15 protein-coding genes and 1 pseudogene are annotated in these 24,170 nt (G+C 58.6%); 6 read left to right on the top strand and 10 right to left on the bottom strand.

The window, feature by feature from the left end; genetic code table 11:
• Positions 1 to 163: 163 nt before the first annotated feature.
• The 3 genes and pseudogenes from XH93_RS08940 to XH93_RS08930 all read left to right on the top strand — a co-directional run bounded on the left by XH93_RS08940 (position 164) and on the right by XH93_RS08930 (position 1,147).
• Positions 164 to 442 (top strand): plasmid stabilization protein, encoded by a 279-nt coding sequence (locus XH93_RS08940; RefSeq protein WP_371815102.1) that lies wholly within the window; start codon positions 164 to 166, stop codon positions 440 to 442.
• A pseudogene (locus tag XH93_RS08935) lies at positions 439 to 863 on the top strand (type II toxin-antitoxin system VapC family toxin). The gene XH93_RS08940 and the pseudogene XH93_RS08935 overlap by 4 nt, the downstream one beginning before the upstream one ends.
• A gap of 113 nt (positions 864 to 976) precedes the next feature.
• Positions 977 to 1,147, top strand: a complete 171-nt coding sequence (locus XH93_RS08930; RefSeq protein ID WP_194473203.1) for a hypothetical protein — start codon at positions 977 to 979, stop codon at positions 1,145 to 1,147.
• A 277-nt stretch (positions 1,148 to 1,424) separates the two neighbouring features.
• Here the strand turns inward: XH93_RS08930 and XH93_RS08925 are convergent, their stop codons facing one another.
• A complete protein-coding gene (locus tag XH93_RS08925; protein ID WP_246799533.1) occupies positions 1,425 to 4,823 on the bottom strand; it encodes an autotransporter domain-containing protein in 3,399 nt (1,132 codons plus the stop codon).
• 520 nt (positions 4,824 to 5,343) lie between these two features.
• Entirely contained in the window at positions 5,344 to 5,490 is a 147-nt protein-coding gene (locus tag XH93_RS08920; RefSeq protein WP_194473202.1) for a hypothetical protein, read from the bottom strand.
• Positions 5,491 to 5,758: 268 nt separating this feature from the next.
• On the opposite strand from XH93_RS08920, the gene XH93_RS08915 reads away from it, so the two are divergent.
• Complete coding sequence (locus XH93_RS08915; protein WP_194473201.1) at positions 5,759 to 7,066, top strand: MFS transporter; 1,308 nt, start codon at positions 5,759 to 5,761, stop codon at positions 7,064 to 7,066.
• A 1,180-nt stretch (positions 7,067 to 8,246) separates the two neighbouring features.
• Here XH93_RS08915 and XH93_RS08910 read toward each other — a convergent pair.
• The 3 genes from XH93_RS08910 to XH93_RS08900 form a co-directional block, all read right to left on the bottom strand.
• Entirely contained in the window at positions 8,247 to 8,483 is a 237-nt protein-coding gene (locus XH93_RS08910; RefSeq protein ID WP_194473200.1) for a hypothetical protein, read from the bottom strand.
• 81 nt (positions 8,484 to 8,564) lie between these two features.
• Positions 8,565 to 10,103, bottom strand: coding sequence for a S10 family peptidase (locus tag XH93_RS08905; RefSeq protein WP_371814947.1), 1,539 nt, complete (start codon positions 10,101 to 10,103; stop codon positions 8,565 to 8,567).
• Between the two features lie 556 nt (positions 10,104 to 10,659).
• Positions 10,660 to 12,375: an ABC transporter ATP-binding protein gene (locus XH93_RS08900; protein ID WP_246799532.1), complete on the bottom strand. Its 1,716-nt coding sequence runs from the start codon at positions 12,373 to 12,375 to the stop codon at positions 10,660 to 10,662.
• Between the two features lie 486 nt (positions 12,376 to 12,861).
• On the opposite strand from XH93_RS08900, the gene XH93_RS08895 reads away from it, so the two are divergent.
• Positions 12,862 to 14,448 carry an asparagine synthase-related protein gene (locus tag XH93_RS08895; protein ID WP_194473199.1) on the top strand — a complete coding sequence of 529 codons (1,587 nt, stop codon included), beginning with the start codon at positions 12,862 to 12,864 and terminating at the stop codon, positions 14,446 to 14,448.
• A 718-nt stretch (positions 14,449 to 15,166) separates the two neighbouring features.
• On the opposite strand, the gene XH93_RS08890 is transcribed toward XH93_RS08895, so the two are convergent.
• The gene (locus XH93_RS08890; RefSeq protein WP_194473198.1) at positions 15,167 to 15,373 is read right to left on the bottom strand and encodes a hypothetical protein; all 207 of its coding nucleotides are present in this window, start codon (positions 15,371 to 15,373) and stop codon (positions 15,167 to 15,169) included.
• A gap of 331 nt (positions 15,374 to 15,704) precedes the next feature.
• Between XH93_RS08890 and XH93_RS08885 the strand changes: the two genes are divergently transcribed.
• Positions 15,705 to 15,938, top strand: a complete 234-nt coding sequence (locus tag XH93_RS08885) for a hypothetical protein (protein ID WP_194473197.1) — start codon at positions 15,705 to 15,707, stop codon at positions 15,936 to 15,938.
• A gap of 1,108 nt (positions 15,939 to 17,046) precedes the next feature.
• Here the strand turns inward: XH93_RS08885 and XH93_RS42075 are convergent.
• From XH93_RS42075 to XH93_RS08865, 4 genes are all read right to left on the bottom strand, one after another.
• Positions 17,047 to 17,187 carry a hypothetical protein gene (locus XH93_RS42075; protein ID WP_246799531.1) on the bottom strand — a complete coding sequence of 47 codons (141 nt, stop codon included), beginning with the start codon at positions 17,185 to 17,187 and terminating at the stop codon, positions 17,047 to 17,049.
• Positions 17,188 to 18,338: 1,151 nt separating this feature from the next.
• Positions 18,339 to 20,609, bottom strand: coding sequence for a hypothetical protein (locus XH93_RS08875; RefSeq protein WP_194473196.1), 2,271 nt, complete (start codon positions 20,607 to 20,609; stop codon positions 18,339 to 18,341).
• Positions 20,610 to 21,259: 650 nt separating this feature from the next.
• On the bottom strand, positions 21,260 to 21,667 hold the full coding sequence (locus XH93_RS08870) for a hypothetical protein (protein WP_246799530.1): 408 nt from the start codon (positions 21,665 to 21,667) through the stop codon (positions 21,260 to 21,262).
• A 263-nt stretch (positions 21,668 to 21,930) separates the two neighbouring features.
• Positions 21,931 to 23,172 carry a cytochrome P450 gene (locus XH93_RS08865; RefSeq protein ID WP_194475055.1) on the bottom strand — a complete coding sequence of 414 codons (1,242 nt, stop codon included), beginning with the start codon at positions 23,170 to 23,172 and terminating at the stop codon, positions 21,931 to 21,933.
• Between the last annotated feature and the right edge of the window lie 998 nt (positions 23,173 to 24,170).

Genomic DNA, 24,170 nt, shown 5'->3' with positions numbered 1-24,170 from the left:
GATCCGGGCGATCCCGGGCTCCTCCAGGACGGCCGACACGTTGCGGAGCTTCTATTTCGATCGCCTTTTCGGATCGCCCCACCTCCGGCGATAGCCGCCGGTACAGATCTGCCATGTTGATTTTCGGCTATCCGGATTACGGTGTGGGGATGTTGGCATCGCAATCAATCTCCGGAGGGCCCTATCATGGCCGCTGTCACCCATCCGCAACCTCTCTGAGGAGGCGCATCGCGCCCTGAAAGTCCGTGCTGCGCAGCACAATCGCAGCACGGAAGCGGAAATGCGCGCCATTCTGGAGGACGCTGTGCGTCCCCAGGGCCGGCTGCGGCTCGGCGCCGCCCTTTCGGAGATGAGCCGCAAAATTGGCCTCACCAATGCCGATGTCGAGGCACTTGAACATGGGCGCGACGTGCGTCCCGCTGAGCCGATGCACCTCGAGTGATCCTGCTTGATACCTAATGGTCTCCGGGGCGATGAAGCCCGAACCGCATCCATCGGTCCGCCACTGGCTCGACGCCCAAGCGGCCGAGACGGTGTTTCTTTCCAGCGTTACCGTCGCCGAACTTTTGTTCGGTATCGGCGCGCTACCGCGCGGCAGGCGCAAGGACAGGCTGGCAGTTGCGCTCGACGGCGTGCTGGACCTTTTCACGGCCCGCATCCTGCCCTTCGATACCGCCGCGGCGCGGCGCTATGCCGAACTCGCTGTTCAGGCGCGCGCGGCCGGAAAAGGCTTCCCCACGCCCGATGGTTACATCGCCGCGATCGCCGCCGCACACGGGTTCGCCGTGGCTTCGCGCGACACGAGTGCGTTCAATGCTGCCGGTCTGACGACAATCGATCCCTGGACCGCGACCAGCTCATAGGCGTCCGGATGCTTCGGCCGCGGATTGAACGAAGAATTGGACCTGCTCCAGACCGCAATCCGAATAGCCTGATTTTCTCGCCGGCCAGCTCCCGCTCGAGCATCAGGAAATAATTGGCGACCACAGTGGCGACCTGCTCGGCCGTCCAGTCGGTGGGCGCCAAAGGCCTGGATGGTGGAATCGGCGATGCCGACACGGTGTATGGACGCAATGACGATCCCGCCGTGAAAGCCCAATACGACCAACAGCAGCTCAAGCGCGACGAGCAGATCAAAGGCTCCTGACTACGGCTTTAGGCCCAAGAGCGGACTTTCGATCAACGCTGCCTCACTTTTCGAACGCGGATTATGTGCGGAAATGCTTGGCGCATATCCGAGTCGGCCTCGGTCAGGAAACGACGCTCCGTCGGTGTCCGACGCTCGATGGACGAACTCAGTCTGCGCCGGCGTCGCGACCTCATGGCCAACCACGCCGGCCAGTTTCTGGCCACGAGATCTGGATCGAAGCCAACTTGGTCCATTGCGCGCAGCGCGCCGGGCCACGATGGATTGAGCATGCGTATCAGAACTTCACGTTGAAGATGGCATTCAGTCCGTTCTGGGTGAGGCCAGAACCGAACTGGCCTTGATAGGCGATGCCAAGGGTGCTGTTGCTCGAAAGTTGAAAGTCCAGGCCGGATTCCACGAGTGCCACATCCTTGCCAATGGATACGCCTGAAGCTGCAAACGCGCCGGAACCTGCAGCAAAGCTGGCTGTCGACAGCGGAATAATGTCACCTAGGGCATGACGCCAGCCAACATCAGCGCGCGCAGTCGTGGCAATGTGGCCAAGTTGAAAACGGGTGGTCGCGTAGACGCCGAGCGTGGAGAGCGTCGTATCCATCGTGTCAGCGCGAATATCAAGCGCCGCCCCGTTCAATCCCCTTTCGTAAAAAGCGTCCGCCGCGACGCGAACATGGGCGAGATTGGCATAGGGCTCGATCACAGACCTGCCAAGATGGACTTTGTAACCCAGTTCTCCAAAGATCTGGGAAGTGCCTGCATCGTGATCCGAGATCAAGTTGTCGTTGAAGCCGGGAAACCGAACGTTGCGGCTCATCTCAAGATCGTGCCATGTATAGGCAATGCCTGAGCGGAAGGCGAGGGTTCCTTGCGGCAGGATCCACTCGGTGCCTGCATAGGTCCCGAACGTGTAATTGTCACTGCGACCGGACGAAGAAGCAGCGCCAGCCTTGAAAGTGGACCGGCTATAGCCCGCAAGGACACCGACGCGCCAGTCCTCAAATACCGGCCTGTCGATACCGGTCATGAAGCCGCTGATGCTGGATCTGGTGCTTGCGGCGTTGCCGTCACCTGATTGGGTCGTCCATCCGCCAAAGGCAGAAGCCCACGCGGCATACCCCTGCAGGTCATAGGATGGCGGATCAGAAGCCGCCGCGGCGATGGCACCGATGGCAGGGACGGAATCGCCACCTGGCCTTTTCTGCTCAGGACCATAACCGATTGCCGCCATCGTTGATGATGGCGCCCCGCCAAACGCCTGTTCCAGGCGGTCGTAGACCGCCGATCGCGCATAGAAGCTGTCATTGATACGTCTGCCCTGTTCGGATGCATAGATCGAGGGCGAGAGCTGTCGCAGCGCAGATGTCACCGCCGTGCCGTCAGGCGAGGAGAAGTCGAGTGCCGCGACGAGCGGGTGCAGCCCCGACGCAGCGTTGCCGGCGACTTGATCGAGCCCCGCGCCCACCTCGCGGCTGTTGGCATCGGCCCCATATCGCGAGTAAGCATCGGATGGGCGGGAGAGCGTCAACGCATAGCTGTTGCCGCCCTCGGCTGTAGCACTCGCCAGCAAGGTTGGTGATTGCAGCGATGTCGTCACGTTCGCAAACGAGCCCGTGAGATTTGTTGCATTCAGCCACTGGTTGGAGGAGAAGCTAAAGCCGCTGCCATACCAGCCGCGCTGCGGGGTGATCGTGAGCGTGCCGTCGAGCGTCGCATTGCCGTTCACCACCAGACGGCTGAACGCACCGCTATCATTCACCGCGACCTGCAAGCGACCGGTCGAGGTCTGCAGATAGTCGCCATTCACCGTTATGCTGTTATCATGGCGACCGATAAGCGGCGCGACAGCACCGCTATTGGTGAAGCGGCCGTCAGTACTGAGCAGATAAGTGCCATTGCCGGACAAAGTTGCGCCTTGCGCAACAGTTGCGTCATAGACTTCGTGATTGCCGGTCAACAAGGTGTCGCCACCCGAGAGTTGCAGCGACAGGTTGCGTCCAACGATATTCCCTTCATAACGGGTCGCAAAGCTTCCGTCGGGCTCCTGCGTTGAGTGACCGTTTGCATCCGGCGTCATACCGAACGTTAATTTGGTCAGGCGCGGAGCACCGTTCTCGTGAAGCTGGGCGTAATCGGACAGGATGTCCCCTGACAGCATTGCGCCACGCATCACATTGATCTCGCTGACGTAGCCACTGTTCGACATGTACATCGCTGCATGACGGCCAGTCAGGCGCCCGGTCAGATCGAACTTGTTGACGAGGGGGCCGTCGATTTCGTTCAGCATCGGGGCCGCGTTATTGCCAATCGTGCGAATATACGAGCCACGATATTCAAGGTCATTGCCCATCGCATTGTTGCCAAAATCAAAACTTGCTGCGATGCCATGCTCGCCGAGAGCCTGCACGTCACCACGCTGAATAAACGTGTGATCCTTGCCATAGGCGAACATGACGCCGCGCCCATAGGCGCCGTCGGCGTACACGCGGGTTCCGGGCGGGATTATGACCTGGTTGTTTTCGCCGTCGACGCGGATGCCGGCGCCCCCTGCTCCCCTCGAAAGCAGATCCGCACGCTGGACCACAGTATTGCCGCTGCCATAGACGTGCAGCCCAAGTCCGAGCGTAGCCGTATTGTACGTATTCGGCAGATAGGCGGTGCCGTCAGCATTGCGAGCGAAGAAGGGATTGTCGTTTCCTATGGTCTGACCATTGCCGTAGATGGAGTAACCGAAGTGGTTGCGCCGATCGATGCTGTAGCCCATATCCTGAAACGCGGCGATCTCCGCCTCCATCAGGGCGGTGTAGTTCCGGTATCCCTGGTGGCTCATCAGGCTGTTCTTAAGCTCGCTATGCGAGGCGAAGGGCGTATCCCGTCGACCATGCTCGTCCATCACGCGCACCGGAATACCAGGCATGGCACCGGCCAGCACTTCACTCACATGCTTTCCGGCGAAATAGCCCCGATCGCGGCGCAGATCGAAAACGTCGTCAGCCGGTATGTTCGTGCAGACGGAGCAATAGATCGTCTGTCCGGGCTTGGCTTGTTTGCCATTGTCGTCGCGCAAATGCTCAGTCCACGCATTTATCTTTTCAGGGAAATACGTTGATATCGGCCCAGGGAAATACGGAGATGGTTCATAGTTGATAGTGCTGAGCATACCGTGTGCATGGGCGAGCTCATGGATCACTACGGGCCTAAGACCAATCTCTGGAGTCGTCGGCAATTGCGAAGGGATGTATGCTTCGGACGAAAACCCCATCAGGCCAATTGTAACCATGCCATGCGCGCCGTAGTCCAGCTCGCCTGGATCCTGGCCCATGAGTGCCGCCTGCACCTTGGTTGCGCCACCGGGGGACATACCACTATAGGCAGATGCGTTTTTCTCGCTAATCCCTCCGAAGTTGACAATGGCCGGCGCGTGCCCCGGTGTCGCCTTGATGATTTCCGCCCAATACCGAATCGCCGCCAATGAATGATCGATTTCCGACGGCGGCAAACTCCGCGTCGAACGCGTGTCACGTATCCCATAGGCGCCATCGCCAGGACCAAATATCCGCGCCCTTATGAAGGGCACCCCATTCGGATCCGTGACGTCGAAAGTGTCGACCGCCCTACTGGGCGAACCAAGCAACGCATTAGCCGTAAGCACGATGGTCGTAATTCTCGTCGTCTTCATAGCACATTTTCTCTTCGAGGCTTTGATTGGTAGTACTTTGCCGGCCAACTTCGAGCGCACGCCGATCGCCGGCGAAGCACGGCCGTCACTGGTCAGACATCGGCCGCGTGCAGGCGGCTTTGCTCTACCGAGCTACACCACAAGGGACACGCCCTGACGCCAATCCTTCATTACGAAGGAAGGTATTTCCTTGCGTCGTCCTTCGAAACCGAGTCCACTTAAGTGGACGCGTTGCTGATGACTTTGGTTTCGAATTCCTGGAGCTCAAGCGCTGGCGCGTGATGCTTTCCATTTGCGACCCGCCGAGCCGCGGCTCGCCTGACCGAACATTGCCAGCTGTTGCCTCGCGGCGCCGGGCGATATCGATCGTTTTGATGGTACCCTCAACAATGCGAGCTCCTATTGTCTTTTGATCGCACATAGATCCTGCATTCTGCAACGGACCAATCCCGAGGAAGCAGGCGGCTCGCGCGCAACAGACAAGCCGCAGAGCAAAAGCTGGGCCAATCACCTGATGCGTCTAATTCACGCGCAACCAGCTGAACGCAGCATCAACGCGTGGCTGCCTTGTGTGTGAAGAACGTTTCGCCTGTTCGACGCCCGCCAATGTTGTCGCAAACTCGCCATTGCGCTGGATCGCAACCACCGCTTCGCGACGTTCCTTCATTCGTTCTTGCTGGCGATTGCCGCGATCAGTTCAAGTTTTGAATGGGGCTGCAAGAGGAAGGCATTTTTATTGCACTGACCTTTATGGCACTCATCGTCGTGAGCTCCGGTCCTGGTGGATCAGGCACATGCAGAGCACCAATACGCGGGGCCGGCCACCTCATGCTAGACGGCGTATGGAGCAACTGGAGTGCAGTGTGCGCGGCCTCACCGATCGAAGTGCTCAAGCCGGCCATCGCGCTTCAGACGGACCAAGGATGGCCAGACCAATGACTCGAAAGAAGCCGGCGACCGTCCTCGTTCCGGCAGACGAACGTTTGACCGGTCGCGCCGTGTTGGGCGCAACGATCGGCAATATTCTCGAATTCTACGACTTCGGGACCTATAGCTTTTTCGCTATCCACATCGGTCAGGCGTTCTTCCCGGCAAGCGACCCCTTCGCCAGCCTCATGCTGTCGCTCGCAACCTTCGGCGCTGGTTTTGTGACCAGACCGATCGGGGCCATCGTGCTCGGCTCGTACTCGGATCGGGCCGGCCGCCGGCCCGCAATGACCGCGAGCTTTGCTATAATGAGCGCGGCGATCCTTGTGTTGGCGGTTACGCCCTCGTACGAGACAATGGGAATTGCCGCTCCGCTACTGGTGATTTTCGCACGTTTGGTGCAAGGCTTCGCACTGGGCGGTGAAGTTGGTCCGACAACCGCCTATTTAATGGAAGCGGCCCCGGCCGAACGGCGCGGTCTTGCTGTCTCGTTTCAGCCTGCCAGCCAACAGATTGCTGCGACGGCCGGAGCGCTTGTGGGAGAAATACTCTCCCTTACCATGACAAGCGAGGCACTCAGTGCTTACGGATGGCGGATCGCGCTTTTGCTTGGCGCCGCTACGCTGCCGTTCGGTGTCTGGTTGCGGAGCGCCCTGCCCGAAACGTTGCACCGCCCCGACACGCCGGCTCCCGGCATTCAGCCTGTAAGGAAGCAGCCTGCCGCTCGCCGAATCGTGGGTCTGGGATTTGTCATTTTGGCCAGTTGCACGATCATCACCTACGTCACGGGATATATGACCACCTATGCGCTGAGTACCTTGCAGGTTTCCGCGCCTCTCGCCTTTGGCGCCACACTCATCAGCAATACGGTAGGAATTGTCGCCGCACTGCTGGGCGGCTGGCTCGCAGACCGCGCGGGCCGCCGGCACATCATGATTTGGCCGCAGATCGCTGCGTTGCTGATGACCTATCCGGTGTTCTTCTGGATCTCGGAGAGCCGCAGTGCTCTCGCACTTCTCGGAGGCTTCGGCGCGCTCACCCTGATCGGAACGATTCCGTATAGCGCCTTCTATGTGAGCATGACCGAAGGTTTGCCCAAGAACATTCGTGGCGGCGCCTTCGCGACGACCTACGCTTTTGCCATTGCGATCTTTGGAGGTACAGCCCAACCTATCGTCACCTGGCTGATCCACCTGACCGGGAGCGCGCTGGCGCCGGCCTGGTACATGCTTGTCGCTAGCGCGGTCGGGCTCTGTGCCATGCTCATGATTCCCGAGACTGCGCCGCTCAAGATTCAGAATGCTGCGCTCAGGTAAAGTCCGTCATAGCGCTGGACAATTTGGTTGCGGCTCTCTTCCGCCTGATGTCGCGCGCTCGCGCCGGTCAACAAGAATGTAGGTCCCCGCCTTCGACGTGGTCGTTCGCGCGGGCCATCGACAGCACCGACGGCGCAGATGGCTTCGAGAGCACCCGGGATTGCGTCGATGGTCACCGGCTTCATCAGACTGTCGAGCGCTCGCAGCGCTAAACACGACGCGATCGACCAAGCGCCCGGGGCTGAGAAGCGAGGACGCTCGGCTTGCTCGAAGTACCAAGTCTAGGTTCGAGCCGTGGTTCTCGGCGTGCTCAAGGTCCTGGTAAGGTCGATTTCGCCAAGGATCTCCGGTTCCATGTCTCGACGCCCGCCTTGTGCCTGGTTCATTGAATGATCGTGTGATCAGAAGTTCCAGGCCGCAGCTTAGCAACGGCAGCTAGCCAAAAACGTAGGTCCGGCTCACCTCAGGATTGCCTTGCACGGCCTTCCAACAGCTTCCAGCAAAAGGGCTCGAGGGCGTCCGCTTTTGGTCCAGATGGGGTAAGGCGTGACGCAAGCAGGGCATTGACCGTCTACCTTGCCACGCTTCAGGCTGCAGACCAACCTATGGTCGATCCAAGCTCCGATGACACGTTGGCACTAAATGCCCCTCGGCCCGCTTCTTGGCCTCTTCGTCGCTATGGTTGGCGAATTCATAGGTAGCCGCCGCGGCTCCCGTCGCATCGACCGCGAACGCCACGTGCAATCTAAGTCCTTCGACCATTCTCGTTCATTGGATGGATCGACAGGATCGTTCCAACCCGGGCTTCGAATTTCAAGGGATGATAGATGCAACGAACGTCTCGGAAGACTGCTCGCTCAACCCGATGCGCAGATTCACATAGTACAATTGACTTGCATGCCGATGGCGAGCCTAATTGATGGGTTGCAGCTTATGGAGAGCATCTGTGAATTTTGGAACGCCTGCGCAGGCCAGATTTGTCGTTCGAATGGGGACCTCTGGCTGGATGGTTTATGATCGAGAACGCAAGGGACCAGCGCTGATTAAGAACAGCCGCCTGGCCGAGAAATTGACAAGGGAACAGGCTGAACACATAAAAGAGAGCCTGACGAATACTCGGGGCAACCACCAAACCTAGTCCTTCGGGCGGTCTGGGTGCATAGCTAGATGTTTGTGCCCCTCATTTTTCCTCTTCATTGGCTGGCCGAGCCTCCAGGTCCTTCGCGGGAGAGTTTTCAGCAGGCGGCGCTTTCTTGTGCCGCTCTTTGGAGTTCGGGGATTTTGGCGGCTCGCTGGATCCAGCTACATCTTCTTTTGCTTGCGCTGCATGGCGTCCCTCAGAACGTCGGCGCCGCATGATGCCGATGAGACCAACAAGCACCAGCGCGAGACCGGCAGCGATCACGAGAACCGGCACTGCGTTTGCCCAATGGAGGCTCAAGGATTTGACCCTTTCTAGATTGCGGGTGCCAACCGAGCACCATGGACGACGCCGGCACTACTTCATCATCGCTTCGACCTCTGTACGAAAAGCTTGACGCGAACTGTCCCGCGAATAGAACATGTGGCCGCCGGGAAAAACGACAAGTTTGACGCGCGGAGCCGAGGCAAATGGCGGCAATTGATCCAGCAGGATTTGTGTTTCGAAATACGGCGTGACGAGGTCAAATAGGCCGTGCCCGACCAGCAATTTCATGTTCCGATCCGTCGCCAGGATTTGGCGTAGCTCCGAGAGCGATTCGGGAGGGCTGCGGCCAAAGTCCCAAGCCTGGACGATGGCGCCGTTCAATAGCTCATAGGAGCCGTCGGGCCGCCAGTTAAGCTTGCGAGTCAGGAGATCGACAGTGGCGCTGGTCAGAGGCGCCAGTAGTGTATCGCTCGATGGATCCCCGGAAAGGTGAAGATCCGACTCCGGATATGGGTCTATGCCATGCACCGAGGCGTCATAATTGCCAATGAGCTTGCCGTTCTTACGGTCGAATTCACGGCGGAACTCGGCTAGATCGAAGCGGCCCGCGAGCCGGCGACTGACCGCTTGGTCGATGCCGGTCAGCGCCGCAGCCTTGTCGGCCAGACGCATGGTTGCTTCCTTGTCCGACTGGCCCTTGATGAGATCGACCAGATACTCCCCGCGTGCATAAGCTTCCACGTCGGCGAGATCGGCTCGTTTTACCGGCCCCTCTGCTTCACGCAGGGTAGCGACATAGCTCGGCAGTCTTGCGACGTATTGCAGCAGGCTCGTGCGGGCAAACTGGCTGGAGTCGAATCTTGGCGAGACCATGATCAGGCCCTTGACGCCTATGCCCTGCCGCATCTGCAACTGGTGTACTACCTTTGGCCCGCGAATGCCCCCATAGCTTTCACCCACGATGTATTTCGGCGACAACAGCCGGTCATGCTTTTCGAGCCAACGGCGGACCACAAGCGCGAGCGAGTTGACGTCGCCCTCAACGGAGAAGAAGTGCTTGCGCACGTCATCGCTGGTCCCCACGAAACGGCTGTAGCCGGTGCCGACGGGGTCGAGAAACACCAGATCGGTGAAATCGAGCCAGGTTTCCGCATTTGGCCGCGCCTCCGGAAATGTCGATGGCGTGACCTCGTCAGCATTGATCGGCAGCCGCCACGGTCCGGCATTGCCGAGCTGCAGCCAGGCCGATGATGAGCCCGGTCCGCCGTTGAAGAAGAACGTTACCGGGCGCATGCCGCGATCGGTACCGTCGAGCTGATAGGAGGTATAGCCGACGTCGGCCTGCGGCTCGCCCTTGTCGTCGAACAGGCGGATGGAGCCGGCGGTCGCGACGAAAGCAAGCGTCCGTCCAGGGAGCTCAAGCGTGTGCCTGGTGCTGGAGTCCGGCGGCAGGCGATGCGGCTCACCAGCAGATGGCATACTCGGCGTTTGGCCGGCGCTACTCTTTTGGCCGGACGGCATAGTGACCTGGGTGGTCCGCGGTGGATCGTCGGCTTGCGCGCTCCCCATTGCCCAGCAGGCAAACAGAATCAGTGCAAGAGAAGTACGGTACTGTGCGATCAGCTGCATCGGGTTTTCCTGGTCTGGCGCGCACCTTGGTACGCGCGACGTGCCGTCAAAACGGCCTCACCAGTAGCTCATGCCGGGGAACTACAAACCCACTAGATCCAGTAGTGGCGACCATCGTGCGGCGAGGTAGAATGGGATCTCTCTCTGGAATCTGGGCGCCCTAACAGCACCCGCGGTCCATTGAAGTCGATCTCTTCCACTTGTGCTAATCTCTCATTTTTCCCTCTTGAGCGGCTTTTCAACCGAGCGTTGGTAATATTGGGTGAGATGCATCACTCGGCTGACTCAGATCGAATCGAGCTCGACTGGACCAGCTGTTCACCTGTTACCTATGCCATGCCAGGTGTCGCGGCCTTTGAATCGCAAATCGGCTGAACATGAGCCTTGGCAGGGAATTCCCGAGACCACGGGTCGGCTCGAACGTCCCGTTCTGTCCAGCTTTAGCCACCAGATTCGCTGGCCGGCTGTTGGCAATGGCTTGGTTCGCCTAACTTGCAGACATTTCGTAATTGACAATCTTGGACCGGCAGACGCGCGGGCTGCGCATCCGCCTCGCCTATGTCTGACAAGCGCACGGGGTCAGATCGACCACGACGTCGGTTGTAGAGATGACGCCTCTGCGATGCGTAATCGCCAGCACGGTCACATCTTCCGCCAGGCTGCGAATATGGTCCATGATGTCCCGCTCGGTACGCTCGTCAAGGGCGGAGCTGGCCTCGTCGAGAAGAAGGATCGCCGGCTCGCCATAGAGTGCACGGGCAATAGCAATACGCTGGCGCTCCCCGCCTGAAAGCTTCAAACCGCGTTCTCCAACAGTTGTTTCAAATCCTTCCGGCTGCGCCTCGATGAAAGGGAGAATAGCGGCTTTTTCCGACGCGGCGCGAAGCCGCACCTCATCGCGGGGCCGTCCTAGCAGAATGTTGTCGGCTAGCGACTCATTGAGCAACATCACGTCCTGCGGCACGACAGCAACTGCAGCATACCAATCCGTGCGATCGATACCCGCTATATCGGTTCCATCGACCAGAATACGGCCGCAGTCCGGCTCGATTGATTTCAGGACGAGCCTAAAGATTGTCGACTTCCCCGATCCCGTTTCGCCGACCAGAAAGGTAATCCCGCCGCGTCCAGCCAAAAACGAGACGTTCGCAACGCCACGACCGTTTTCGTAGGCATACCCAATGTCCTCGAAAGATAGCTGGCCAGCGGAGGGCGCGAAATCATGAGTATGGGACGTTCGCCGCTCTTCTGGTGCGCCCCACAGTCTGGTGAGAGGAATGAGGTCGGCGCGCGACCTCGACGCGTCAGAGATCGCGCGCGCGACCATCTCAAAGGGCATGCTGAGTTGGAGTATAAGCGTGTTGAATAGCACAATGTCGCCGATCGTGACCACGCCGGCCTGGTAGTCAGGAACTAGAAGGAGAAGAGTGACGGAAAATTGTAACGCGACGGCTAAGCCGAGCACCGCGATGTAGGGCAGTCGTTGAAGCACGTAGGCTCGACAGTTATCGCGCACCTCCCGCGCTTTCATCGTAAAGCGCTGGCTCATCCAGGCATGACTGCCAAAATGGCGCAACGTGTCCATGGCGTTCATGACGTTGCCGACGAAACGTGCATTCTCCTGTCCGGCGTCAACGGCCCGGTCCAGAAATACGCGCGCCCGACGCGTCGAACTCCAGGTCAATGTAATCGTGGCAGCCCCATAGGCGACGACGATTGCGGCGATCTGAATATTGACGAGCGCACCTAGAGTAGCGATCGTAAGCAAAAGCTGCGCTGCAGCAGGGAAAAAGATCGTAGTTCCAAGCTGGACCATCGTGATCAACGCGCTGCGCCCGCGCGCGGCCGCACTCTGTATTTCCACGGGATTGTGCTCAAGAAAAAAAGCTGCGGTTTTTCTCAGGATGCGATCGAAAAAGCGAGTTGCAGCGATGAAGCCCAGGTTCTCTGCTGTCATAAAGGAAAGATACTGCAGCATACGCTGAAATGCGGAAGCTATGCCAAGCAGGACCGCATAGCCAGCGAATCCCCAGGCGAGCACCGACGTGCCTTCACTCCGCGGCAGACGATCAATCAGAGACGAAAATACATAGGGGGCGGCGACGCTGCTCGCGCTTGAGAATAGCACTACCGTGGCAACGACGAGAAGCAGGCACCGATCGGACCGCCAGTACGCATGCAAGATTTCGGAAATCGGCGACAACGCTGTGTACTTTGACATATCTGCGACGAGTCGAGGGAACGGCGCTTTGCTTTGCGCAGAGAGCGGCATGGTCTTGTTCGCAGGATCTAGATTTAAAATGAACTCGCGTAAAGATGCTCAATCCGGGCTCACCGGAATTTGCTCTGTTTACCGCCAGTGGGCTTCAAATGGGCTCTGTCCAGCGCTGTCATTAACCCCGCCAGTCTTGGTAGGTTGTCGCCCGGCTTCTCACATGAAATACGTCATGTTGTGGCCGACGACTGCCGCGCCACACTATCCGGCTTCTTACTGAAGCCTGGGATATCGAGACGACGAGAAGCCAGATCTGTAAGGAATACGACATGAAGAGTGCAACTGCAGACACGCGCAAACGGCCCGGGTCTGATGCAACTGACCTTCCTCTACCGGTTCTGCCGCCCCCCACCATTAAGACGCCAAAGGGACCTCTGCCCAACGACAGCGCCACGGAGGGCTGGCTTTGAGATTGATTGCATCATTCGTCACTCTCTGTTAGCGCCCCTCACACGAGGGGCGCTTGAGTTTGCATCAAGAACAATGCTCAAGGCTACTCTGAGAATAGGTGATCTGGAAAACTTCGACCCTGCCGTCAAAGGCTGCTCAATAGCAATTGGTGAAAGCTACATCCGGCCATTCCAGCATAAGAGCCTCGAGAGCGCTTTGGTGAAGAACTCTGAGCAATGGTTCTTCGTCATACGGGAGCGTCAACGAGTTGGAGACGAGTTCGGCACCCATTCTATCGCCACAGCTAACGCTGCTGCGGATCAGCTTCGTCAGCACTACCAACAATGCATGCACTGGCCGCTCGACTTTGTCGTGATCGAGGCCGCCCGTCGAGGTCCCCGCTTGCGGGTACGAGCTGGCCATATCGGCAGCCTGCCGATCTACTTCCACGTGGAGGAGCGCACTCGTACGGTTACGCTCTCCTGGGATTTCGTCGACTTTTTGAGTTCATCGCGAGCGATTGATGCAGAGATTTTGGCTCATCACCTGTCGATGAGAACGTTTTACTCTGCGCGGCAGCCCTGCATGGGAATTAACTTACTGACTGCCGGCGCAACCTTGTACGTCGAGAGAGCGGAAACTTCTTTTGAGTACGGCTCATTAAATCCGTTTACCGACGAGCTCTCTGGGCGGGAGCAGAGCAATGGTCTCCTCGAGTTTGCAAATACTTTGCAGGAAGTTGTTCTTTCGCGGCCAACGGGCATTTGCGCCAGCGCTGCGGAACTGAGCGGAGGTATGGATTCCGCTTCCGTCGCGATTGCTGTTGGAAAAAGCGTGGAAACGCTAACATGTGGCGGCATACTGCTGGGCGACGGGAATAGCCCGAGGCAGTCCGATCGGCGAGCGCGCGTTTTGAGCGCACTGAATTGCCGCGATCACGCCCTCGAAATGCACGCCCACATGCCGGCGATTGATCTGAATCTTGACGCAGAACGACGCCTGCCACTCACTTCAGAGTATTACCTTGAGGCGTTTGAGGCGCTCTGGGACAGGTTTCGCGCGGACGGCTGCGAAATCGTCTGGTCCGGCATCGGCGGCGACGAGCTTTGTGCTTGTTCCACCATCGAAGAGGCGCCCTCCAGATCTTCGTCTTCACGTCACCTGGAGATCGCCGTTGAACTTGCAGAAGGCCTGTTGACAAAGCGCGCGCTCGACGCCGCTCATTCATCTTTCCTTTTTAGCGCGCCGCTTAGCGCGACTGTGTCCACATTTCTGCTCGCAAGCCTTTGTCATGCTCGTCCACTCGCAAAGCGAGGACTTTGGCCCGTTCGCCCGCTAGGCGATCCGAGATTGATTGATACTGCAGCGAAGCTTCCACTTGCACTTCGCGCGGGCAAGGAAATATTCCGCTCTTACCTGCGTAATCGGCTGGCCTGTGACGTGTTTCCGCCCGGTTATGTAAAGGAGACTTTCGCGCTTGTGTTACCAAAGGCGATTGCGGCTCGTGCAGACACAATTTCATCGCAGCTTTCCGCTTGCGCTCTGGCCGACTTTGGCTTGGTTTCGCGAAAGTCCGTTATGGCGCTCTTGAACAGGGTGTCAGCAACGCACGAGTTTTCTGCAACAAGCGCCTTGGTTCGCTTCCTGTGGGCGGAACGCTTCGTTCGGCAACTCTGTTGAGAGCGCCACGATCAACAAGCACCTGTCAGAACACCTGCTACAGCAGAGAAAGGTTGAGAATTGGACGTTCTCGCCCATCGGCACGATGGAACAATACAGTGTCGGCGTGCAGCGGCGGGGGCTCTGGGCAGAGAGCGAGACACTGGACCTACCGTTTTTCCCTGTTGCTTCATGTAGTTTTGGCCACACTTACCGCTAGATAGATTCGTCTTTTGGAGGCGGATTGCCAGCGAAGGGAGGCGCTGTCTGCGCGCACACTCTCTCACGCATCTCGGCAAGCCATAAGGATATGGATGGGACTTTTCGGTTTCAATTTACCGTTAGGTCACTAACGGACTCTACCGACGAACGCATTTGAATCGCTTTCGTCGCCCCCCCAACTACTGGCGGCTGACGGATCTGCGATGCCCCGAGCGCGGTTACTGCGCCTTGCCGATCGAGAGCCGCGGTCTCGATTGAATCAACGATTACAATCGCTTCAATTCTCGTTCCGCGCTCGGATGATACCGTGCAGCTCCGCGGGTGTGCGGTTGCCTGATCCTTGATGGCCACGCTGTGCTGGAAGGTCCGTTCCACGCGACGATGCTCCAGCGGCGGGACTGGAGCGGCAGAGGCTGGTCGCAAACCCCTTTACGCAAGAGGACGCGGCCGCTGTTCCCACGAGCGGCCGGGCTGCGAGGCCTCGATCCTCATTTTCTGCTTGGTTTGTATCCCGTGGTTAGTGCCGTACGCACGCCGGATCGGTCAAACAAAAAAACAGATCGCAGATACCATTCAACGGGTCGTCCGCGCATTGAGGATATGACGTGTCGGCTACCTGCACCTTGGCAGCGACGGGTTGAGCGGCGGCTTCAGCAACACAGGCCGGCACTGCCGCCGTTGCAAGCGCGATGGCGCTCGCAGTTACAAACAGCACTTTTTTCATTCCAGAGTCGCTCCCTTAGATCGGCCCCAAGCCGTCCTCATGGATATATGACGTTGCCACAAGTGGTAAAATTGATTTTCTCGATCAGGCCTATCTACGGGATGGATGAGTTCGGGCGTCTGCGCGGGCTCGGCGTTCGGAGAAGTCGTTTATGGTCGGCCTCTCGCCCGGCCTCGAAGCGGTCCGCATCGATCTGAGCAATCGGACAACGCGGTAACTGCATCGTCTCGGCCCCAATGGCTTGCACTCCTTTGGCTTGCATTGCTTGGAGACCGAACGTGTGCTGCTCGAGAGGCGTCCCATTCCTGATGAGTGCACAAGCGAACTCATTATGACGGATGCGACGACTGCGGCGATCGCTGAAATTCCATTCGTTTGTTCGGCTACGCTACAGGCTACACCGCAAGGCTTCGACCCGTTCAAGTACGGCGGCATGCTGCCGGTGAAGCGGAAGTGCATTTCCAACCAGAACCCGCCACTGAGGGCGACATGGTTGTTAGGCGCGCGGCTGACTTCGTCGCGCAGCGTGGCTGCAGCCGTCAGCGTCGGACTTCCTCGTTCCTGATCGCGGCTGCCCCCAAGAAGATTCACACGGTGCTCACCGGCAATGGGAAGATTAATGGCCCAGACGGATCATCACCGGGGCGATCGCTTTTGCGAAAGTAGAAGCACAAAAATGACCATTCTAGGATATGCCGCGTTAACTCCCAGGACCGGCATCTCACCGGCCAGTTCGACACCCTAAAGGCGGCCGGCGCGACCGCGATCTACCGCGAGAAGATCAGCGGTGTTCGCGCCGATCGGCCGCAAATCGCCAAGTTGATGGTCGCGCCTCCACCCCTACGTGGTGCTGGTGACGAAGCTGGACCGGCTCGGCTGCAGGACTCCCGAGCTAGTGGACTTGGTCGAGCGCGTCGGCAAGGCTGGTGCTGCATTCCGCTCGCTCGGCAATAGCGCTGGTCACTCGCACTCGCTTCAAGGATCGACGCGGCTGCCATGCCGTCAGCGGATAGCAATGTCGAAAGCATTGTCGAGATGATGCTCGACGCCGACCTCGCGAAACGACGCAGCTTGCCGCAATCGCGCGTCGATCGGCATCTCGCAGCCTGCCCGCGGATCCGACGATGCATACCCACTGGCGGCGCGAACAATTCACTGCAGAGCGATTGAATTGCCTGTGTCGGTAACAACAACCGAAGCGATCGCGGGCTCCACGCGATCGGTCACAGTCGGGTTGCGTCTCATACCCGCGTAAGCTTAACGAACCCACCTTCGGCCAACTCGGCTTGGTAGGTTCTTCCGTTAAGCTGGATTGTTGCGGGGGTGTTTGCGGTCGGCATGAAACCTTCTTCGCGCAACTTATCCATGAGAGCAGGTGTGGCCCATTGCTGTGGTAGCGGCGTTCCGAAGCGCCGATGCTCCGTAAAGAAGGCTCCGAAGTCCGGTATCCCCGCCCGGCCTACCCCAACCACTTGGTCCTCCGCAGAGCTATGAAAAAGACGAACGCGATTGGAATCATCCACCGGCCGTGTAGCGGTGACCTCGGATTTCATAGGTCATCGTCGGCTGGTCCGCATCCGGCAAGAGACCACGATGGAAGAGCCGCTCGACCATTGCGTCAGGAGCGATTTGCGAACCATGGGAAAATCTTTGGGGAGCGGCGAATGAGACATCTACCGCTTCGTCAGGCGTGGCAGATGATGATGGTCGGCTTCATTCATGATCTGACTGAACAAGTCATGATCTTCCTGTGTCCAGACGTGCGCCGTCGGTGATCCTGGTGAGCGGGCATTATCGATCGGATTGGGATCCATTCAGCTCTCCTATCTGTTATGAGAACAACGGCCTCTTGACGACTCTTGCCGGCGAGTGAGCTGAGGTTCATCACGAATTCAGACATGTGCGGCTTCGTCATCGAGAGGCCAAGTTCGAATGCTAAAAAAGCTTACTTTCGAGAAGCTGACGAAGGTCGAAGAACGGAGATAAAACCGCGCGCCGCATCTGCCACGTCTGAGGCGACGATCTCCGAGCCAAGTCTCGTTCCGCCTGACCTTCGCAGTCGGTGCGCGCGTCTGAGTGGTGCATCGCGTTCCATCTGGTGGTGGATGGTTCGGAGGTCTAGGCGATGCGGGCAGACGCCGGGCACAGTCTTGCACCGCATATGTGCATCTCGATCTCTGCCGCGACCAGTCGTTCTGCCTTACACTTCGAGCCTACGCTCGGGTTGCCAACTACGAATGAGCGGGATAGCCCGGCCAGCGCGACAAAGAACAAACGAGAGCGCGGCAAGCGAGAAACGAACTGTTCACCTGATTGAGGGGTACAGAACGAACAGGTCCCAGCACCTTCTGGGGGCCATGGAGACCGATGCTGGGACCGTCGTCGCCATATCCGAGGGTAGCAGGTGGACAGGCCAGCTTATTGTGCATCGCCAGTTCGATTCGTCAAATCGGCCCAAGGTACGTATTCTCGCGAGATGCCCATCACTCGGAAATCGCTCAGATTCGTCGGCTTCCGCCAGCCGAACCACTACTCAGCGCGGCGGTCCGCCTACGCGGGCCGAATGGACATGCTTGCATACTCGCACCAATGTTGACGCGAATTCCTGATCGAGCCCAAGCAGGATGAGGTGCGCCCGCGGGAGCTCAGGAGTGAGCGACATCTCGCGTTCCGCCTGCCGCCTTCAGTGGTGCACAGTTTCTCGCCCAGCGGCTGACTTCGCCGCAATCGACCGAATTTCCTCATCGCCGAAGACGTACCCGCCTCGGTGATCGAAAGCCATCCGGACCGTCCGCTCGCCAGACTGCAGCGGACGAAGAGCGTGGTCTCCTCATCAGAGCTCCATCCTCGCCTGAGTGGACGCCTCAGACGTCCTGGAGCGGATCAGCGGCCCGCCTGGTATCCGGAATCGGAGGCATTATTGATGGTGTCGGCGCAAGCGGCACTCTATTACGAGATAGGCGCACTACATCCCGTGTCGAGCGAGCTGCATCGAGCCGAACTCCGCCTCGAGACGAGGATACCCTGCCTGGCCATCAACTGTGCTCAACAAGGACTTGCAGAACGTCGGCGTAAGCTTGCCGCGGTGAATCACGACGTCTTCGTGGCCCATTGCAGCTCGGGCATTCTGCCAGAGGCGATTGTAGCCGCGTTGTTCATTCGATTTCACGTGGCAAGCGGCGAATTCGGCGTCGTCCAATGTCGCCAGCTGCCACGCATATACCGGCCGCTTCGTATGGATGTGCACCCACATCGGACTTGGCATTGCACCATTGCCCAGTGCCTTCGGCTGCAGCTTGATCTCGAACAGCCTCCCTGGCTCGCCCTTCAACGCGCGCGGTGGCTCCAAGGGCGCCACCTCCTCGGCCGCCTGCAAGCGTTCTAGGTACTGCTGCGAGGGGAAGGCGTAGGTTTTCATGCAATCCATCTTGATCATGGCCTTTCGCGCCTTCAAAGCGTTTGCCTGACCCTGCACCTCGGACAACATCGCCTTGAGGCGGACTATTTTGTCGTGCACTTCTGGCACTTGCACAGGCGCGAGTAGGCCGCGTCGACGAGGCTCCTGCAGCGCGGCTACACAGGCCTTAATCTCGGCGGCATGGCTCTGCAGGCGCTCGACGACGGTGTCCACGACGTGATCGGCATCTTCGGGTTTCATGTGGCGCGCTTGCGAGATGGCCCTTTGCTGACCGGCCAGATCGAATTGCAAGAGTTCATCCAACCGCTGGAGCAGTCGTGTCAGTGCCTCTTTCGATGGCGGGGCCTGCCACATCGCCAAGTGTTCCGTCGCCGACGATGCCCTCGCATGTGCCTCCTCTGCAGTCGCGAGCTTCTTGGTACCCAGATCCGAAAGCACGATAACCTTGGCTGCTGGCGCCGTGTCGGCGTCGGGCCCAGAGGGCTGCAGCTCCGGCCGCCCGACGGCCGAACTGCCCGCGCCAGCGGCCGGCCTGCGCTTGCCTTTCCCCTTCCTGCGCGCCGCAGTGCCTTCGGCCACCGCAGCGCTGCCGGTTGTTTTGACAGGCAGCGCAGCGTCAGTCTCGGCTGGAGGCGCAATGACGGCGGGCATCTTCGGCTGTACTGCCAGAAGGCGCATGATCTCATGCGCAGTGACCCACGCGGCTTCCTCGATCTGATCCAACAGTTGCAGCGGCAGGTTCCCACCTGCCCCGACATTCCTTAGCTCGGCAACCATGTCGTGCAAAGCCGACGCAAATTCCGATAGCCGCTCCATGACCCCTTCCAGAACGGCGCAGGGCTCTGCGTCGAGGGCCCGTCCTTTGCTGTTTAGAACAGCATCGCCCGTCGAGAGAAATGCCGGAACAACGTCCTGGATGAAGGTTCCGAGTAGGCGCGCCCGACCGTTCTCACCCAAGAGGATTTGCCCGACGGCCGGCTCGAACGTGCTCGCCTGCGATTCAATCATGACCCGCGCGAGAGCCACCTGCGATTGCAGATGCATGTTCTTGGTAAACAGCGCCCAGCCGGTGTGCAGCCGTAGTGCCGCCTGTTCGGCCTGCCGCATCTCAGCCGTTGTGATTGGCAAGTTGGCAGTCGCCGCGCAGACGGACTGCATCCGTTCCGAGCGCAATGCCTTCTTTCCCCACCACTCCACGCAAGCCAAATAGTGTTTTGCCACACTGGACGCCGCTCGGATCAGCTGGTCTGGTGGAGCGTTGGATTGGCGGATCCTCTCAAGCACCTCCCCCGCATTCTTCCTGCTCCCCTCCAGTGCGTAGGTCGTCGGGGTGCCTAGCGCATTGCATCGGTCCGCCGCCTCGAGTGTCTCGTCACGAAGTCGACGAGCCTGATCGTCAGATAGAATGCTGCGCGCTACATGTGAGGGCAGGTTCGTGTAGTAGTCCAGAACTGCTGAGCCCGCCTTGACGAACTGATCGATCAGTGCTTGCTCCTCCGACGAATTCTGGGCGTTCATGGCCGCATTGCGGCAAGTATCAAGTTCCTCAAGCAGGCTGTCCATTTTTCGCCTTGCTGTGTTGATCCCCTCACCTCCTGAGGAAATGGGGACTGCCACACCAGAACCGGACGGCTGGCTCGCGAGCACCGCCGCTCCATCTTCAGGCACAGAGCTCATCCGCTCCACGACGGAGTCGAAAAATTGGCTGCCTTCCGCAGGGATGAGACCGGACTCCGAGCGCGAACTGCTCGATCCCGACGTGCTGTCGGCTCCTGCAGCCCCAATGTGCGGTTCGCCAGGTCGGCCTATGCCCGTCATGTTCCATCTCCGATACAGTCAACAATGCGCAGCCGAACTGGATAGACCGCCTAGCTGACGACTGGCTGACGAAGGGCGCTCTTCGGATGCACAAGAAAAATCCGAGTCGCCCGAGTTTCCGATTCCATGGAAGCTGCTGTGGCACGGGAGACTACGACGCAGCGAAGAACACGACGCAGCAGGATAGTGCCGTGCCGTGCAGGGCCGCAGCCTGGCGTTGCCCCGCCGTGAGAGCCGTGTGCGCTGCCAGCCGCGCAGAATGGCCGTGACGGCGATGCTTAAGAACTCGGCCGATGCCGGCGGCTTTGTCTATGGAACAGCCTTGCCAAGGGCCATCCCGAATACTGAAGAGCCGTCACAAGCATGCCCGTATCGTGCAACGGACTGGAGATTGGTGGCGAACGAAAGTACCGCCGGATGTCGATTTGCAGACCTTCAGCAGCCGCAAGCATCCTGTTTCCGGGCAGGAGTTGCTGGTCTTCGATCGAAACGTTCACGGATCCAACGATGCGCAAATCCCGGCGGGATGTGGACAATTCGTCAAAGCAACATCTTCTTCTTGCATTCAAATTGAGCAGAACCGACGTTGCGCAACTCCAAAATAGGATCTCGCTGAAGACGCCGTCCATCCAAGCGTACTTAGAATACGCTCATAAAAATATCGCAGCGAGCGTGCCCAGCGCACCGAGCGCCAACCCGATCAGCGAGCCTGCCGTCGGCACGTCTCGAAACAGCAGCAGGGTTAGAATCGGTTCCACCACTAAAATTGCTCCTACCGATATCGCGATGATGATCCAGATGTTCTCAAGATGCATGTAGCCCAGTGCATATCCGAAGACGAGCAGGATGCCGCCGACGGATATCAGCAGACACATCGGCAGGAGCGTTGTCAGATCTCCGCCGGCCTTTCCAAACTGCTTTGAGGCAATCAACTCTGCGATGATCGAAAGCGCCTCTCCAAGGAAAATCGCCCCCACCGCAACAATCTTCAATGTTAAGCTCATTGCCTGACGTATCGAAAACGCTAGGTCAAAGGTCACTTCCAAATTGGAATCCATCTGGCTGCCTTTGACAGCTGGAAACGCAAAGAGCCTCGGCCGGGCAACCCCGTTCATCCCCCTCGCAGGCACTCAATGCCTGCTGAATGCTGCCCAGTTCCCGAGATGGTCGACGCCGCCGGCCTCCTCGCATTTGGCCAACAGCCCGGTGCCGGAAATTCCTTCACGCCCATCAACCGCTTTCGCGGACTGTGCAGCGAAGAGATGTCAAAGAGGGAGACCAAACCGCGCTGCTGGCGGCTGCCAAGCCGGAGCATCACGACCTAACCTGTAATCCGCACAGGAAGAGCGGAATAACCGTGCACAAAGTTCGACGCAATTCGCTGGGGTTCGCCGACAACCTTGACTTCCAGTCGCGCCTTCAAGATTTCCTCCCAGAGGATTTTCAGCTGCAGCTCCGCAAGATGTCGACCAACACAGCGATGGATCCCGAATCCGAACGAAAGATGCTGCCGCACGTTCTTGCGGTCGATGACGAAGCTGTCGGCGTCCTCGATGACCTCATCATCGCGGTTTCCAGAGATGTACCACATGACGACCTTGTCGCCCTTCCTGATTTTTTTCCCGCCGATGATGGTATCGGCCGCGGCGTTGCGGCGCATATGTGCGATGGGCGTTTGATATCGAATAATCTCGGACACGGCGCTCGAGACCAGTTTGAGATTATCGCGCAGCTTTTGCAACTCGGAGGGGTGCTGGTTCATGAACAGGAGGCCGCCGGTAATCGAATTGCGCGTGGTGTCATTTCCACCGACAATCAGTAGAATCAGATTGCCAAGAAACTCGCTCGGGTCCATGTGTCGGGTTGCAGGCGAGTGTGCCATCATGGAAATCAGGTCCATGCGTGGCTCGGCGTTCATGCGCTCATTCCAAAGCCGCTTGAAATAGTCCAAGCACTCAGACAAAATCGCACTTCGCTTGTCCCAGCTGTCGATCGCATGTCCTATTCTCGGTGTAGTAACGGCTACATCCGACCAATAGGTCAAGAGCCGCCGATCCTCAAATGGGAAGTCGAATAGCGTGGCGAGCATCTGCGTCGTCAATTCGATGGAGACCCTATCCACCCAATTGAAGTCCTCGTTGCGCGGCAAGCCGTCCAAAATCGTCCTGACGCGACGACGGATCAAGCTCTCGAGTTTCGCCAGGTTTTCCGGCGCGACTATCGGACTTACAGTATCACGCTGCTCGCGGTGCTTGGGCGGACCCATCTTGATGAAACTCTGCGTCCAGTGCTTGTCAGGCACGTCGACAATGGTGACGCCCTGCTCCGACGAGAATGTTTTGTGATTGGTATCTACCTCTACGATATCGCGGTATTTCGTTACGGACCAATATGGACCATAGGGGCTATCTTGGCAGTAGTGAACGGGATCTTCCCTTCGCAGCCGCTCGAAGTAACCCCATATGCTATCATCTTGAAAGCGCTTGCCTTCGCTTACATCCAGATTGCGCAGCGGGATCTTACACGCGCCGCCGGTTCTGTAGTCTGCCAATTGTGTTTTCATGATCGCCTCCGCAGATTTTGCTCCCTTGAGAGCTTGGGGATCCACAGGTCGCGATCCATCGTTTCGAGCTGCCGTGGCGTTTTGTTGCGCGCAAATCGTCGCCCCAACAGAATATCCCAAAGCGCGGGCCGTCACCCCTACCAGTTCCGGCAGGCAAGGATCGCATTGACTTTCCAACTCGATCTGCCCAGTGGACCGATGAGAACAATCCTCGCTACACAGGCGTCGCCCAATGCCAGCAAGATCGCTGCTCGAGCCACCAAACAGTGCAATATGAGGGCAGCCTTCCACTTCCTTAAGATGGCAGATGCGACGTCTTCGGCTGCTCACGCCGCACCCCGGCCGCAGCATCGTGCGGTGACACGAGCCGCGCTGGTCGTCGGCGAAATCGGTTAGCACCGCTCCGCCGAGAAAGGCCAATTTGGTCCTCAACATGGCAACAAGCCTGCTTCATCCATCATTCTGACCAGCAACTTGCCATCTAACCGGAACAGGAAGCTTTCGTGGACGATCGCCGCTAAGAGCTTGCGATGCTCGATCGCTTGTCCATCGCATTCATGGCGCCCGGACAGTTCGCGAGCGCAATCGCTTGCGCGACAAATAGAAAGTGGTCCGGAACCTGCGCTGCCATCGGGAGGCCTTTGGATGTCCCATTTGGGCGGATCCGGCGCTGGTTCCGCATCGCTACGGCTGCGGAAGCATCTGCGCAGATCCTTCTGGCGAGGACACCGAGCCCAGCATCTTGGCGTGCGCCGACTCGGAACGAAGATGTTAGTGACAGCCAATGGTCTACGCGGCGGTCAACGCGTAGAGAGCCGGGTTGGCACGCTAGGCCTATCCCAACTTCGGTATCGCATGGTCGAGATCGGCGCATTGCCAACGATGAGATAGGAGTTTGGTGTAGGTCATTTCGCCAACGTGCATATCCTGTATTTGCAATCCGTGAGGAGCAAAGCAAGCGCCTCCTCATCGAACGCTGCGCTCCTTCTCCAGCGGTT

The organism is Bradyrhizobium sp. CCBAU 51753 (assembly GCF_015291565.1).
Lineage (GTDB): Bacteria > Pseudomonadota > Alphaproteobacteria > Rhizobiales > Xanthobacteraceae > Bradyrhizobium > Bradyrhizobium ivorense.
Note: the sequence above shows the minus strand (reverse complement) of the source record. Positions and strands in the feature narration are given on the sequence as shown.

Excerpts from the sequence above, each read along its gene's own strand:
- XH93_RS08900 (WP_246799532.1), bottom strand. The coding sequence starts at position 12,375 with ATGCCGCTCTCTGCGCAAAGCAAAGCGCCGTTCCCTCGACTCGTCGCA.
- XH93_RS08870 (WP_246799530.1), bottom strand. The coding sequence starts at position 21,667 with ATGGATTCCAATTTGGAAGTGACCTTTGACCTAGCGTTTTCGATACGT.
- XH93_RS08915 (WP_194473201.1), top strand. The coding sequence starts at position 5,759 with ATGACTCGAAAGAAGCCGGCGACCGTCCTCGTTCCGGCAGACGAACGT.
- XH93_RS08920 (WP_194473202.1), bottom strand. The coding sequence starts at position 5,490 with ATGAAGGAACGTCGCGAAGCGGTGGTTGCGATCCAGCGCAATGGCGAG.
- XH93_RS08905 (WP_371814947.1), bottom strand. The coding sequence starts at position 10,103 with ATGCAGCTGATCGCACAGTACCGTACTTCTCTTGCACTGATTCTGTTT.
- XH93_RS08925 (WP_246799533.1), bottom strand. The coding sequence starts at position 4,823 with ATGAAGACGACGAGAATTACGACCATCGTGCTTACGGCTAATGCGTTG.
- XH93_RS08865 (WP_194475055.1), bottom strand. The coding sequence starts at position 23,172 with ATGAAAACACAATTGGCAGACTACAGAACCGGCGGCGCGTGTAAGATC.
- XH93_RS08895 (WP_194473199.1), top strand. The coding sequence starts at position 12,862 with ATGCTCAAGGCTACTCTGAGAATAGGTGATCTGGAAAACTTCGACCCT.
- XH93_RS42075 (WP_246799531.1), bottom strand. The coding sequence starts at position 17,187 with ATGGATCCCAATCCGATCGATAATGCCCGCTCACCAGGATCACCGACG.
- XH93_RS08875 (WP_194473196.1), bottom strand. The coding sequence starts at position 20,609 with ATGACGGGCATAGGCCGACCTGGCGAACCGCACATTGGGGCTGCAGGA.
- XH93_RS08885 (WP_194473197.1), top strand. The coding sequence starts at position 15,705 with ATGACGGATGCGACGACTGCGGCGATCGCTGAAATTCCATTCGTTTGT.
- XH93_RS08890 (WP_194473198.1), bottom strand. The coding sequence starts at position 15,373 with ATGAAAAAAGTGCTGTTTGTAACTGCGAGCGCCATCGCGCTTGCAACG.